We start from the raw sequence: 14,268 nt of genomic DNA on the forward strand, positions 1-14,268 counted from the left end.
AGCGCAAAGGCCATGGTCGCGCATCAGGCAGGGCCGCGCAGTGCCCGTTCGCAGATGCACAGGTTATTGCAGATCGGCAAAGGCTTTTTGCATCCGCCCCACTGCGTCTTCTATGACTGCGCGGGGCGCCGCGATGTTGAAGCGCAGAAAATCATCGCCGCCGGTGCCGAAGGTTGGCCCGTGGTTCACGGCAATCTTGGCGTCCTGTTCAACGCGACACGTGAAGTCTTCGCGGCTCATCCCCGTGCCAGAAAAGTCGACCCAGGCCAGATAGGTGGCCTCCAGCGGCATGGATTTCAGTCCGGGAATGGCGTTGATGCTGTCGTCGAACAGCTGTCGATTGCTTTCCAGGTAAACCATCAGATCATCCACCCAGGCCGCCCCCGCAGGGGAATAGGCGGCGGTCGCCATGAACAGACCAAAGCTGTTGGGCGACATCCCCAGGCCCATCATCCGTTTGGCAAACCTGGCGCGCAGGTCGGGGTCTTCGATAATGACGTTGCCCACATGTGATCCCGCGATATTGAAGGTCTTGGTCACCGCGGTCATCATGATCAGCCGGTCGGTAATGTCGGGATCGACCTGAGCCATCGGAATATGTCGGTGGCCCTCAAACAGCAGATCGTGGTGGATTTCGTCACTAACCAGGATCAGATCGTGCCGCCGCGCGAAGTCAGCCACACCCTGCAGTTCCTCGCGTGTCCAGACCCGCCCGCCGGGGTTATGCGGCGAACAAAGGATCACCATCTTTTCATTGCCGGTCATCTGGGCATCGTAGGCGTCAAAATCCATCTCATACCGGCCCTCATTATTGGCCAGCAGGCATTCGACAACCTTGCGGTCTGCGGCTTTGATGACCTTGGCAAAGGCATGGTAGACGGGCGTGAACAGCACCACGCCATCGCCGGGTTCCGTAAAGGTGTCGACACACATCGCTGTGCCGTTGACCAGCCCGTGGGTGGTGAAAATCCAGTCTGGCTCAATCGTCCAGCCGTGGCGCGTCTGCATCCACCATTGGATCGCCGCGCGGTATTTACTGTCATCGCCAAAATAGCCATAGATGCCGTGATCCAGCATCGCCTGCACCGCGTCTTGCACGCATTGGGGTGGCGGGAAATCCATATCAGCCACCCACATCGCCAGCCCATCTTCTGAGGAAACGCCATAAAGCTGTTCCATCATGTCCCATTTCACACAATGGCTGCCACGGCGGTCGATGATTTTGTCAAATGACATGGGAGACTCCTGATCTGTTTGCCTAAAAGTAGCGACGCATGGCCCACGCGCAAGCCCGATTGCAACGCGGTCCCTGATGTCCTAAATGAACCGCATGACACTTCGACCCATTTTGATCCACCCAGATCCGCGTCTGAAAAAGGTTGCCGAGGCTGTACCTGACCTTAGCGACGAGTTGCGCGCGCTGGCCGACGATATGCTGGAAACCATGTACGACGCGCCGGGCATTGGCCTGGCTGCGCCGCAGATCGGTGTCAGCCAGCGTCTGATCGTGATGGATTGCATCAAGGAAGAAGGCGCCGAACCTCGCCCGACGGTTATGTTTAATCCACGTATTCTGGCGTCGTCGGACGAGATGAATGTCTATGAAGAGGGCTGCCTGTCGATCCCCGAACAATACGCCGATATCGAACGCCCGGCCGAGGTCACTGTCGAGTGGCTGGACCGCGATGGCAACCTGAAGGAAGAAACCTTTGACGGCCTCTGGGCTACCTGCGTGCAGCATGAAATCGATCATTTGGATGGTCGGCTGTTCATCGACTACCTCAAGCCGTTGAAACGTCAGTTGATCACGCGCAAGATGCAAAAGCTGAAAAAAGAACGCGCGCGGGCCTGATGCCGGTTCTCCCTTTTGTCCCTTGGCCCGACAAACGCCTGCGTACAGTGGCAGAGCCGGTGCTGGACATCACCGACGATATCCGCGCGATCTGGGACGATATGATCGAGACGATGGAGGCGATGCCCGGCGTGGGGCTGGCGGCCCCTCAGATCGGGGTGATGCTGCAACTGGCGGTCGTCGATGCCAGCGACAAGCGCGGGCAGGCGGTGCGTATGGCGAACCCCGAAATCCTGCATTCCAGTGTTGAGCTGCGCCCGCATCAGGAGGCCTCGCCCAATCTGCCCGGTGTTTCGGCCACGATCGAACGTCCCCGCGCTGTGACCGTGCGCTTTCTAAACGATCAAGGCGTTGTCGACCGCCGTGACTTCGTGGGGTTGTGGGCAACCAGCGTACAGCATCAGATCGACCATCTGCAGGGGCGGATGTATTTCGACAATCTCAGCAAGGTCAAACGCGATATGCTGCTGCGCAAAGCGAAAAAGGTGCGGGCATGAGAGTGGTATTCATGGGCACGCCGGATTTTTCGGTGCCGGTGCTGGATGCGCTGGTCGAGGCGGGTCATGATATCTGCGCCGTCTACTGCCAGCCCCCGCGCAGGGCGGGTCGGGGTAAAAAAGAACGCCCAACGCCCGTCCACGCACGGGCCGAGGCCCTGGGTCTGCCCGTCCGCACGCCGACGTCGCTGCGCAATGATCAGGCGCAGGCCGAGTTCGCTGCGCTAAATGCGGACATCGCCGTTGTCGTGGCCTATGGCCTGATCCTGCCGCAGCCGATCCTGGATGCGCCCAACCATGGCTGCCTGAACATCCATGCCAGCCTCTTGCCCCGCTGGCGGGGTGCCGCGCCCATTCACCGCGCGATTATGGCGGGCGATGCGGAAACCGGCATCTGTATCATGCAGATGGAAGCTGGGCTGGACACCGGCCCGGTCCTGCTGCGCGAGGCCACCTCGATTGGTAAAACCGAGACCACGGGCGACCTGCACGACCGCCTGTCGCAAATGGGTGCGCGGCTTATTGTGCGGGCCCTTGCCGAATTGCCCGATCTGACCCCCGAACCGCAGCCCGAGACTGGCGTCACCTACGCCGATAAAATCGACAAATCCGAGGCCCGTGTCGACTGGACCCGCCCTGCGACTGAAATCGACCGCCTGATCCGCGGCCTGTCCCCATTTCCAGGGGCCTGGACTACCCTGCACGGCAAACGCCTGAAACTGATCCGCTCGCGTGTCGTGGCTGGCTCTGGCGAACCGGGTCAGGTTATCGCCGCCCTGACCATCTGCTGCGGCGAGGGTGCCGTTGAGTTGCTACAGGTCCAACCCGAGGGCCGCGGCATCCAACAACAAAAAGAGTTCCTGAACGGCACGCAGATCACAAAGGACACTGTGCTTGCATAAATCCGAGACCATTCAAATCATATCCGAGGCGGTCAAAGACGTTGCCGGTGTTAAGGCACTGTTCTTAAGTGGCAGCTATGGCAACGGTTGCGCAGATACCTTTAGCGACTTTGACTTCTTAATTGTAACGGACGGCGGTGCAACGGAGGAAATTGCTGAGGCTTGGCGCAAGGCTGTATCCAGGATCAGTGAGATTGTATTATGGCGCGATCGGCTAGCTGCGCCTGTTCTAATCAATGCCATAACCCAAGACTGGACACGAATTGACCTGCTTATTCTCAAAGCCGATCAACTGAGTGCGTATTCCAAAGATAATTTGCAGGTTTTATTTGATCATGAAGGTGTGTATGATCAACTGCCGGACACGGCGCCACTAAATGATCCCGATCCAAAGAAATTCCGCTATCAGATTGAAGAATTTATTCGAATACTCGGTCTGCTGCATGTTGTCGAAGGGCGCGAAGATTATATCAACGGCGTTCTGGGGGTCTTTCACCTTAGAAACTTGCTTGTCGAATTGCTGATCGAAGAAACCAATGCGCCGAACCGTGGCGGTGCGCTGCATTTGAACAGGCTGATCACGGACAAGCAGAAAGAGCTTCTGAAATCACTGCCTGCTCCAATCGCCGAACGAGACGCTATAATCAAAGCGCATCTAGCATACGCCAAGGCGTATCTTCCAATTGCACGCAAGCGGGCAAAGGCACTTGAAATAGAATGGCCCGAGCGCTTTGAAGAAGCGACATGGACCAAGCTGCGGGAAAGTGTGTCTATCAATTGTCCTTATTCCACTAATCAAGCGGCACCTTAGCGCTACCATTGCATTCCTGCGCCGTGGCCCGATATTAAGACCATCACCGTCAGGAGCGTTACATGGGATTTTTTGCGTTTTTTGGATCACTTATGATCGCCGGGATCGTCGGGTTTGCCTTTGAAAAATGGGGCGTGACGCATAATGGTATTATCCCGTCGGTCATTATCGCGCTTGGGGCGGTGATCCTTTTGTTCATGATCAGGGTCATGTTTAACCTTAGCTTCGGCAGCCCGGGTCTGGACGCGATCATTGGTGCTTCGGCCGCGCTGGTCCTGATCCCAACTGAGGCCGCAGTCAACCGTCGCAAACGTCGTCGGAAATAATCAACAGCATGGTCCGAAACTGTCGATGATTGCATAACTACAGGTTATGTTTTCGGCGCATCGGCGTGTTGCTGCGTATGGACATATTAGACTGTCCAGGACTCTAGACATGTTCAAAAAGACCGGTTAGCCATTTCGCATGATCTTGACGTGGTGTCATGGCCATCATCGCGCATGAAATGATCATCAATAAGAATGTTGATCCGCAACATCATCAATTCCGAGTTCGTTGTTGCCAGTGATGGTTTTGGGTGTCGCTTCGATATCAAGGCTATGTGTGGCGACGGCATAATATAGATTGGCCACCTCCAAGGAGACCATTATGGTAAACGGAACGACCACAAGCGCGGCAGCGCAGTCAAACGGCGTGGGCGCAAATCAGCAGATGGACAGTTTTATCTCAGAACTTCAGGGCGACAACCCGAACATCGACAGTGTCATTGAAGACCTGCGCGAAAATGTCGACCTGTTTGATACATCACAGGCGACGAAGACCTATTATGTTTCGCCCGATGGTGATGATTCGAACCCCGGCACGGCCGAGTTGCCGTGGAAGACGATCAGCTATGCGATGAGTGCCGAGTCACCCGTTTCAGCCGGGGAACGCGTTTTGGTGCAAGAGGGCACCTATACCGAAATCGTAACAATCGAGAAATCGGGAAATGCCCGGGATGGCCATATCATTCTGGAAGCCGAAGATGGTGTGGTTCTGCGTGACCCAATTCTGAACGACACGATGAACGAGAACTGGCATGAGGGTAACATCGAGGCCGCTGGCCAGGGCTATCTGGTCATTGACGGTTTTCGGATCGAGGAAAGCTCGTTCGCCGGTGTGGCCATGCGCGATGCAAATGACGTCGTGATTCAGAATATCGAGACGTATAAAAGTGGTGGCCCTGGCATCATCGCCATGCCGGATTCCTATTTCGATGGTGGTGAGCAGGAAGTCACAGGCGAAAATATCCGCATCCTGAACAACACCGTCATTGATGCCAACAACAGATATGAGGGCCGCGGCGACCGTGACGGACAGCAAGAGGCAATCAGCGTCTGGGGTGTTGACGGTTTTGAGGTGGCCGGAAACCTTGTGAATGGTGGCAACCGCGAAGGGATCGATGCCAAGGTTGGTGCTCGCAACGGGTCTATCCACGACAACTTCGTCACCGGTGTGGCCGCGATTTCTGGAACGCCGGCAGGCTATCAGGGCGGTCCGGCCATCTATATCGATGGTAATCGGGCGGAATCCTTCAACATTGATGTCTATCAGAACGTCGTGTTCGACAATACAGCCGACGCAATCGCTGTTGCTGATGAACAATCCGACGTGGGCGGCGGTGTCAGGGATATCAGAATCTATGACAACCTGGTCATGGACAACGGTATTCAGGGGGTCAACGGCGGCGTCGGGCTGTTTATCGGCAGTAACGTCGATAATGTAACGGCCACCAACAACACCTTTGTCGAAAACGTTCAGGGCATCGTCATCGATGGTTCCGATAACTACACCGGCACCCTGCCAAATGGAATCAGCGTGACGGACAACGCGATATTGGATTCGACCTATCGGAATGCCTATATTGATGATGTCAGATCGGTGACTTTTTCGGACAACCTGATCAGTTCTGACGATCCAGCGCTTGTGACACTGGGCAGCGGCACATCTGGTGTTGTGGCAACCGGTAACACCTCTGATCCATCTGAACTCGGGGGCGGGTCCGGTGGTGGATCGGGCGGTCAGCCTGGCGAAAGAACGCTTGAACCCACAGGCGATGGCGTCCGCACCTTCGAATATGTCGAAGAACGCGCGGGCGAAACAGCCACGATCAATAGTTTTGATCTGAACTCGAGTGGTACAGAAAGGACCTTTGACACCGTGCAGTTCCGGGTGGATGGCCAATCCTACAGTGCCTCGACCGATGCCGAGATGATTGCTTTGATCGAACAGGCCCAGACATCAGGAAGTGATGGGTTTTCGGCGCGCAGCTACCAGGGTGATCTGATCTTCGATTTCGAAAGCGGATCGTCGCTGGTGCTTGACGGCATTGCGGGGCAGCTTGATCCAGCTTTGACAGCCGCAGCGGGTTTACAGGAAAGATCCGAGGCGACTGTCGAAAGAACGCTTGAGGGCATCGGCGGTGACGTTCGGGTCTTTGAGTATCTGGAAGAAAGCGCCGGTGAAACGGTGACTATCGAAGGCTTCGATCTGAACTCCAGTGGTACTGAAAGGACCTTTGACACCTTGCGGTTCCAGGTGGACGGGCAGACCTACAGCGCCTCGACTGACGATGAGATGATTGCACTGATCCAACAGGCCCAGGCATCGTCCAGCGATGGCTTTTCAGCCCGCAGCAGCGAAGGCGATCTGATCTTCGACTTTGAAAGCGGGTCGTCTCTGGTGCTGGATGATATCGCTAATCAGCTTGATCCGGCCTTGATATCTGACTTTGGTATTTAAGCCGACCAGCGGATACTAAGCTGGCCCAAATGAAACAAAAGCCGCCGTCAGAGTTACTCTTTCGGCGGCTTTTTGTGTCGCTCGCCGATTTAAACGGGGTCATGTGAGCGACCTTGGCTAAGAGCGATTCGTCGAAAGGCGGCATTATTGAAGCTGATTTGAAGCAGGCTCAAAATTCTATGATTTAGAAGGTAACATGATTAAATGCGACCAAAAATGTCGCAAATTGACAAATACATTTATTGGTTGAATGGTGACCTAACGTAATTCGACCATGGCTAGTATGGTAAAAATACATAGCACGGTGCTTCGAATGTGATGGCAAGCGGCTTGGGGAGGAACAATCATGGCAGACGGCAACGAAAAGGCCGACGTCGGAAGGCCGCCTCTCTTCAACGCGGTTTTCGTCATTTCGCTGATCTGCGTCGCAGGTATCGGCGGATGGGGTCTGATCGACCCTGATGGTATGACCGACACTTTCCTGGGTTTCACAAACTACATGCTGACCGGCCTAAGCTGGTACTGGCTGTTGATCACAACCGGTTTTCTGATCCTTAGCGGCTATCTGGCCTTTGGTCCCTATGGAAATGTCCGACTGGGCGCTGATGACGAACGGCCTGAGTTTTCGACCGCCTCGTGGATAGCGATGCTGTTTGCGGGGGGTATGGGCGCAGGACTGTTGTTTTGGGGCGTGGCCGAGCCGATTTATCATTTTGAAGGCCCACCCGGTATGGAGGGCGGAACACCGCAGGCCGCGCGTGAAGCGATGGTGATCACGAACCTGCATTGGGGTCTGCATGCCTGGGCGATCTATGGGGTTTGCGCCTTGGTGATCGCGTATTTCACGTTCCGCCGGAATGAGACGTCTGAAATCTCAACGCCCATAAACTCGATTTTCACAGGGCCAGAACAAAAGCCAATCGCCACCTTGGCAAATGTGCTGGGTGTCTTGGCGGTCGTCTTTGGCTTGGCCGGATCGCTGACCATGGGCACGCTGCAAGTGCGCGGCGGCCTAAGCGAGGTGTTCGGTTTCGGTGCCACTACCACCGTTTCGTTGATCATCATGGGCGTGCTTTTCGTGTGCTATATGCTTTCGGCCACCACAGGCGTCGATAAAGGCATCAAAATTCTGTCGAACGCCAATATGATCATTGCCATCCTGCTACTGCTGTTCGTGATCGTATTTGGGCCGTCACGGTTTATTTTGGAAACCTTTGTGAATTCGATCGGCGAGTACTTTTCGCGCCTGCCCGCCATGGCCTTCAAGATGTTCCCGTATGAGGATCTGGCAGGTTGGACCAGTGGGTGGACGCTGACCTATCTTATCTGGTGGCTGGCGTGGGGGCCTTTCGTTGGTATCTTCGTTGCGCGTATCAGCCGGGGGCGCACCATTCGCGAATTCTGTATCGGCGTGATCTTTGTGCCGACCATGTTTTCGATACTTTGGTTTGCCGCTTTCGGCGGTACGGCGATTTACATCGAATTGTTTGGCGGTGGTGGCCTGACCGAACTGGTTTTTGCCGATGTGACATCCGCGTTGTTCACGTTCCTGGATTACTTCCCCGCAGGTGAAATATTGGGTGGCGTCGCCTGTCTGCTGATTTTCATCTTCCTGGTAACCTCGGCCGACTCGGGCACCTTTGTTCTATCGATGATGACGACGAAAGGTAATCTGAACCCGCCCGTCTTTCACAAGATGGTCTGGGGTGTTCTGATCGCGGTCTTGACAGCAGGGACACTGTTGACCGGTTCGATCACGGTGGCCAAAGCTATGGCGATCACGGGTGCCTTACCATTTTCCGTGATCCTTCTGCTGCAAGTCGTGGGGTTTATGCGCGCGATCCGTCGCGAAAAGCCAGATCGAAGAAAACCGCGTGAAGTTCGTGGCCATGTCAAAACACCGGCGGAGTAGGATCAATGAGATACTTGTTTGTAATCCTCTGCCTGATTGGACTGGTGGGCTGCGATGATGCCTCGGATACGCTTAAGATTGGCGGCAAAGAGTTCAGCGAAAGCACAATCCTGTCGGAAATGATTGCCGCCCTGGCCGAAGATTCGGGCATTGCTGTCACGCGGCGTACCAATCTTGGGTCGACCCTGGTCAATCTGGAAGCCTTGAAACGGGGCGAAATCGACATTTATCCCGAATACAACGGCACGGGTCTGGTTATGCTGGGTCAGCCCGCGATGTCCGATGGTAATGCAGCGATGGAACGTGTTCGGTCGCTCTATCAGCCGTTGGGGCTGGCGTGGTCGGATCGTTTCGGGTTTGCCAATAACTATGGCCTTGCCATGCGGGCAGACCGTGCCGACGAATTGGGTATAACGTCGATTTCGGGCCTTGTTGCGCATGCTGATGGTCTGACGATTGGTATCGAAGCTGATTTCCAGACACGCCCCCTTGATGGGTTTGAGCCGATGACAGCCCGCTATGGCATGCAGTTTGACGCCGTCAATGCAGTGCCGCTGGAAGACAGGACATCGCTTTATGACAGCCTTCTGGATGGGTCAGCCGATGTAATCGAAGTCTATACGACCGACGGACAGCTTGCTGATCTGAATCTGTTGCTGCTGGAAGATGATCTGCAGTTTTTCCCTGTCTACCAGGCCGCGGCTCTGGTCAGAGCCGACGCCTTGGTTCGTTTTCCCGAATTACAGACCGTCCTGAACCGTTTGGCGGGGAAACTGGATGCCGCAACAATGCAAAGACTGAACAGCCAAGTGGATCGTGATACGCTTGCACCGGGTGATGTCGCCCGTGCCGCGCTTGCTGAAATGGGTCTGCTGGATACTGGTGATGAACTGGATATATCTGAACCGGTGCTGATAGCACATTCACCTTTCATCAGCAGCGATCCAGAAGAAAGAACAGCCCTGCGTGCCGTCCGTTCGGCCTATCCCGGTCGCCGAGTGCTTTTGCAAGAAAGAACAGATCCGCTGGCCGCAGTCGGTTCTGGCGATGTTCCGATCGCCATGGTCGCAGCCGTCGAATTTGCTGATCTACAGAATGACGGTTCATTATTGACCCGTCCCTTCGAGGCCTTCGGCGTTGTTGGTCAAGCCTATGTTCATATCGTTGGGCGGGGTAACATACGTAACCTAAGCGAAGTGGAAGTTCTGGCGACGGGTCCCGTCGGGTCAGCATCACATCGCACAGCACAGATCATAGCCACGGCATTTGACGCTATGACTGTCACCCCTGTTAACGACCTTGCAGGCGCAGATGCAGATGCCATTTTGATTATCGCCCCGATCGGATCCCCAATTGTTCAGGATATGCTGCAAAACGGCAGTCTGCTGGCAATTAATGGCTGGGACAGTGGCAACAATCTGGTCCGCTTTCCACAACTGCGTCAGGCGCGTATCCCATCAGACAGCTATGACGGCCAGACGGGCACGACTGAGACACTGGCCTCACAGCTTGTACTGGCCGGACCGGTGGTGGTTGACACCGATGCTGTTGGGCCACAAGGGCCGGGGGCGTCGATCCCAACCGAGGTCGCAGCACTTTCTGATCGAACGGTAAGGGCGCTTCACCAGGCGCTTGGTCAGACCATCGGCCTGGATCCTGCCATCCGCGCCGCACCGGCCCTGGCCCCGATGCTGCCTGCACCGCCGGCTGCCGTGAACCCATCCCCTGCGGTTTCTGTCATGACAGCGCTGGTGTTCATCATGTTCGGCTGGCTGATCTGGTTGTATATGCGCCCTGAACGGAGATAAAGTAATGTCTGACAATCTTCTCATTCCGATAGACATGGTGCAGGAATCTTCGTGGAAAAACGCATTGCCTCAGGCCTTTGCATTAGCCCGCGCCATTGGGGCAAAAGTGACTATCCTGACAGTCATTCCCGAGATCGTCAGCGGCCTTGACTGGCGCTATTCAATCCGTGGTGAAACCGGTGGGTCTGAAGAGCTGAATATCGATGAGCTTCTAAAGGAAGCACGCACGCGTCTTGAACAACTTGGTACCGAATATGCACCGGCGGGTACAGATTTTGATGTGGTTGCGCGCTATGGGGTCGTCTACGAAGAAATCCTGAACCTGGCAGATGAACTTTCTGCCACCCAGATCGTGATGGCAGCCCACAGACCGTCACTGTCGGACTATCTGATCGGCCCAAACACCGCCCGCGTCGTCCGCCACGCCACTTGTTCGGTACAGGTCGTCCGAAACTGATGTAAATACGAAGATCCAGTCCTGGGGCTTACCCCAGTTCAGTTTCAAGTAGCAGTTGCAGTCGTGCGCGGTGCGATTTTCTTATATGGATTTTGGCGGCTTCTCCGGCGCCTGCGGTATCATTCTTGGTGATGGCATCCAGAATAGCCTGATGTTCGGCCAAAGCGTTCTGCTTACGTTCGGGCAGGCTAAGGGCCGTCAGGCCGAGTAATGCAATGGCCAGCCCCAGACTATCCAGCGCGTCAAGCAGATATCGGTTATGGGCGGCGTGCGCCAATGCGGTGTGGAAGCTTTTGTTCAGTTTTGATGCGGCCTTAGGATCTTCGATGACCTGTTTTTCAGCTTCAAGAATATCATAAAGCGCTTCCAGTTCAGGTTGCGAAATATGGCGGGCAGTAAAGGACGCCGCCGCGTCTTCCAGCGCCTCGCGCATCTGATAAAGTTCATTCGTGCCTGATAATCCAACTGCCGCACGATCGCGCCCTTATGGACAATATGTTCGATAAGGGCCGTGCTCTCCAGCCGTTGCAACGCTTAGCGCATAGGCGTCCGTGACGGGCCGACTTCATCCGCCAAATCACTTTCTCGCAGGCGCTTACCCGGTTTACGGCGCCCTTCGACAATATCGTCATGCAGCAGGCGATACACATCATTCGATGTGCGAAGCGGTTGTTTGGGATGCGCTGCCATATGTAGTTTCAACTCTATTGGATTTAATTGCATGCAATAACATACAAAATAACACAACAAGGTAATCAAACCACCATGAACGTGTCCGAAGTCATTGCAATTTTTTGAAACTGGCGGGGACGGGCCCGGTCTTTGGGTATTCTGGCGACCCTTCGGTCCCGTTTCTTGAGACCTGTAGGACCCAGGGCGTGGATTTTGTTCTGGCGGGGTGTAAAGGCACGGCCGATCTAATGGTACAAGACTCGGGCATGTTGACGGGTAAGCCGGGGATTGTCGACATTTGGGCCAGGGTCCACAAATCTATTGAATGCGGTCGCCAATGCCTATCTGGACCGGGTGCCGATCATCGCAATCTCGCGTCGCTTCTGGCGCGCGGCTGATAAGAGTGTGGCGATGCCGGTCAAATTGTCCGCGCTTTGGCAGGCAACGAAGGACGCTGGGCAGATGCGTTATCTTGATGGCGGTGGGATGGGCTGCATGACAAACGGGATCAAGCCCGACCGTCATCGGCGGCTTTTTCATCACCTGACATTCTATGGCTTCCTGCTATGCTTTGCCTCGACATCATCGGGGACGATCATGCATTACCTTTTCAACTGCCCAGTGCCTTATCCTTGGTGGACACCGCCTAAAGTTATGGGTGTCCCCAGGGACCTTGGACTTGTGATCAGTGCAGCACTTGTACAAGCCAGAGGGCAGGGCACTGGTTTTGATATCGACCCCAAGCGCAGTGCTAGGGCGGGAAGCATTCGGGTGCGTCCCGCTGCTTCGCATGTCCAAGCTGTTCGCGATGCTACGTTGGTCCTGTCAACGGTCATAGCACGCCAGACTGAAACGGCAGCCAAGTCTGTCGCGCCCGTCACCAAACAGCTTGTGCAGGGGCATGTTACAAAAAGTGGTCTGGATTTTATCGACGGGGTCGCCATGGATACCGTCCCGCGATGCGGTGTGGGCGTTCCGCTTCTGGCCTGTGGACCAAGGGCCAGGTGGGTGGCGCAAAGGCTGATACCAGCGGGGTTTGATATTCAGGATATCGGCGCAGACTTTGGCGCTGTTGCCGGTATCAAACTGACGCGGTCCATCTTTATCAAAGGGCTTGAGGCACTTTTTGCGGATATGGCCCTGATGGGCGCGCAGATTGATCAGACTGACAGGGTTTTGAGCTCAATCCAGACGACGTTTCCAAGCGTCGATTGGCGCAAGATTTCAGGATATCACCTGAAGCGCATGGTGCTGCACGGGGCAAGACGGGGAGACGAGATGCGCGATTGCGCTGATATGCTGGCTGGCGCCGGATTGAACGCACAACTGATCACAGCCATCGCCGCGCGACACGCTGTGATTGGCCGTGATGCGCCAGATTATCAGGGTGAAACGGTTGATGATTTTACCGCGGCCATGACCGGACAGCCGTCTTGATCACCCATCTGCTAACATGCGGCATCGCGCTGGCGGGCGTCGCGGTGTTTCATGGTCTGGGCCTGCCGCTGCCATGGCTATTGGGCCCGATCTTTGCCTGCCTGGCTGCAGCTTTGACTGGCGTCCGGTTAAACACTGTCAAACCGGTCGGCAATGCGATGCGCACCGTTCTTGGTGTCGCCGTCGGGCTATCAATCACGCCAGCGCTGTTTTCACAAATCGGTACGCTGATCTGGTCCATCGCACTGGTCCCCGTTTATTTGTTGGTGATCGGACTGGTGGGTGTGCCGTTCCTGCGACGGCTGGGTTTTGACAAGGCCACGGCATACTATGGCGCGATGCCGGGCGGGCTTCAGGACATGCTGGCGTTTGGCGAAGAGGCGGGCGGCGATGTGCGGGCCATGTCGCTGATGCATGCAACGCGGGTTCTGGTGATCGTTTCAATCCTGCCGTTGATACTGACCCTGGGGCTAGGCGAAACCCTTGACCAGCCCATCGGTCTGCCGGCGGCCGAACTGCCCATATGGGAAATGATCCTGATGATCGCCGCTGGAATAGGGGGCTGGGCGCTGTTCCGCGCGCTTGGCTTTTTCGGCGCCTCGATCCTGGGGCCGATGGCGGTGGCAACGGCCTTGTCCCTGACCGGTATCGTCACCCATCGCCCCCCGACCGAGGCGATCCTGCTGGCCCAGTTTTTCATCGGTCTGAATGTGGGCGCAAAATATGTCGGGATCACCATCGCCGAATTGCGCCGTATCGTTGCGGCCTCGGTCGGGTATTGCCTGCTGTTGGCCATTATCGCGTTGGTCTTTGCTGAAATCGTCTATCAGGCCGGATTGCTGCCGCTGATTGAGGCGATGCTGGCCTTCGCGCCCGGTGGGCAGGCCGAAATGGCGATATTGGCCTTGGTTGTTGGGGCCGACGCCGCGATTGTCGTTGTGCACCACGTCGTGCGCATGGTCGTGGTGATCGTCGGGGCGCCGCTGGTGTCGCGCTTGCTAGGCTAGAGCAAGATGAGATCAGGTTGAAGCGTATCCTGAGTTGACAAGGTAATTCGCACATTCCTGCGGGGTGAAGCGGTCGAGCAGCTTACCGATCCTGCGCCATGTTGCCTCTATCGTGCGTTCGGCGGCGTCTCG

General features: G+C 55.8%; 14 protein-coding genes. 11 read left to right on the forward strand and 3 right to left on the reverse strand.

The genetic code is table 11. The annotated features are described in order from the left end of the window. Positions 1 to 63: 63 nt before the first annotated feature. Positions 64 to 1,236 carry a MalY/PatB family protein gene (locus H7848_RS17230; protein WP_208353990.1) on the reverse strand — a complete coding sequence of 391 codons (1,173 nt, stop codon included), beginning with the start codon at positions 1,234 to 1,236 and terminating at the stop codon, positions 64 to 66. Between the two features lie 94 nt (positions 1,237 to 1,330). Between H7848_RS17230 and def (H7848_RS17235) the strand changes: the two genes are divergently transcribed. The 9 genes from def (H7848_RS17235) to H7848_RS17275 all read left to right on the forward strand — a co-directional run bounded on the left by def (H7848_RS17235) (position 1,331) and on the right by H7848_RS17275 (position 11,020). Further along, on the forward strand, positions 1,331 to 1,852 hold the full coding sequence (gene def, locus H7848_RS17235) for a peptide deformylase (RefSeq protein ID WP_208353991.1): 522 nt from the start codon (positions 1,331 to 1,333) through the stop codon (positions 1,850 to 1,852). Further along, positions 1,852 to 2,349, forward strand: coding sequence for a peptide deformylase (def, locus tag H7848_RS17240; RefSeq protein WP_208353992.1), 498 nt, complete (start codon positions 1,852 to 1,854; stop codon positions 2,347 to 2,349). Before def (H7848_RS17235) ends, def (H7848_RS17240) begins: the two co-directional genes overlap by 1 nt. Further along, on the forward strand, positions 2,346 to 3,251 hold the full coding sequence (gene fmt, locus H7848_RS17245) for a methionyl-tRNA formyltransferase (protein ID WP_208353993.1): 906 nt from the start codon (positions 2,346 to 2,348) through the stop codon (positions 3,249 to 3,251). The genes def (H7848_RS17240) and fmt overlap by 4 nt, the downstream gene beginning before the upstream one ends. Continuing rightward, the gene (locus H7848_RS17250; RefSeq protein WP_208353994.1) at positions 3,244 to 4,062 is read left to right on the forward strand and encodes a nucleotidyltransferase domain-containing protein; all 819 of its coding nucleotides are present in this window, start codon (positions 3,244 to 3,246) and stop codon (positions 4,060 to 4,062) included. The genes fmt and H7848_RS17250 overlap by 8 nt, the downstream gene beginning before the upstream one ends. Positions 4,063 to 4,124: 62 nt before the next feature. After that, on the forward strand, positions 4,125 to 4,388 hold the full coding sequence (locus tag H7848_RS17255; RefSeq protein ID WP_208353995.1) for a hypothetical protein: 264 nt from the start codon (positions 4,125 to 4,127) through the stop codon (positions 4,386 to 4,388). A 322-nt stretch (positions 4,389 to 4,710) separates the two neighbouring features. After that, positions 4,711 to 6,843, forward strand: coding sequence for a right-handed parallel beta-helix repeat-containing protein (locus tag H7848_RS17260; protein WP_208353997.1), 2,133 nt, complete (start codon positions 4,711 to 4,713; stop codon positions 6,841 to 6,843). A 346-nt stretch (positions 6,844 to 7,189) separates the two neighbouring features. Continuing rightward, positions 7,190 to 8,755 carry a BCCT family transporter gene (locus tag H7848_RS17265; RefSeq protein WP_208353999.1) on the forward strand — a complete coding sequence of 522 codons (1,566 nt, stop codon included), beginning with the start codon at positions 7,190 to 7,192 and terminating at the stop codon, positions 8,753 to 8,755. A gap of 5 nt (positions 8,756 to 8,760) precedes the next feature. Continuing rightward, complete coding sequence (locus H7848_RS17270) at positions 8,761 to 10,563, forward strand: glycine betaine ABC transporter substrate-binding protein (RefSeq protein WP_208354001.1); 1,803 nt, start codon at positions 8,761 to 8,763, stop codon at positions 10,561 to 10,563. A gap of 4 nt (positions 10,564 to 10,567) precedes the next feature. Then, entirely contained in the window at positions 10,568 to 11,020 is a 453-nt protein-coding gene (locus H7848_RS17275) for a universal stress protein (protein WP_208354003.1), read from the forward strand. Positions 11,021 to 11,048: 28 nt separating this feature from the next. On the opposite strand, the gene H7848_RS17280 is transcribed toward H7848_RS17275, so the two are convergent. Both H7848_RS17280 and H7848_RS17285 read right to left on the reverse strand, forming a co-directional pair. Continuing rightward, complete coding sequence (locus H7848_RS17280; RefSeq protein WP_208354005.1) at positions 11,049 to 11,453, reverse strand: GntR family transcriptional regulator; 405 nt, start codon at positions 11,451 to 11,453, stop codon at positions 11,049 to 11,051. Positions 11,454 to 11,554: 101 nt separating this feature from the next. Then, positions 11,555 to 11,710, reverse strand: a complete 156-nt coding sequence (locus tag H7848_RS17285) for a GntR family transcriptional regulator (RefSeq protein WP_208354007.1) — start codon at positions 11,708 to 11,710, stop codon at positions 11,555 to 11,557. Positions 11,711 to 12,013: 303 nt separating this feature from the next. On the opposite strand from H7848_RS17285, the gene H7848_RS17290 reads away from it, so the two are divergent. Next, the gene (locus H7848_RS17290; protein ID WP_208354009.1) at positions 12,014 to 13,129 is read left to right on the forward strand and encodes a DUF1932 domain-containing protein; all 1,116 of its coding nucleotides are present in this window, start codon (positions 12,014 to 12,016) and stop codon (positions 13,127 to 13,129) included. Continuing rightward, the gene (locus H7848_RS17295) at positions 13,126 to 14,136 is read left to right on the forward strand and encodes an AbrB family transcriptional regulator (protein WP_208354011.1); all 1,011 of its coding nucleotides are present in this window, start codon (positions 13,126 to 13,128) and stop codon (positions 14,134 to 14,136) included. The genes H7848_RS17290 and H7848_RS17295 overlap by 4 nt, the downstream gene beginning before the upstream one ends. Positions 14,137 to 14,268: the final 132 nt, after the last annotated feature.

It is taken from the genome of Pseudaestuariivita rosea (genome assembly GCF_017592335.1).
Classification (GTDB): domain Bacteria; phylum Pseudomonadota; class Alphaproteobacteria; order Rhodobacterales; family Rhodobacteraceae; genus Parasulfitobacter; species Parasulfitobacter rosea.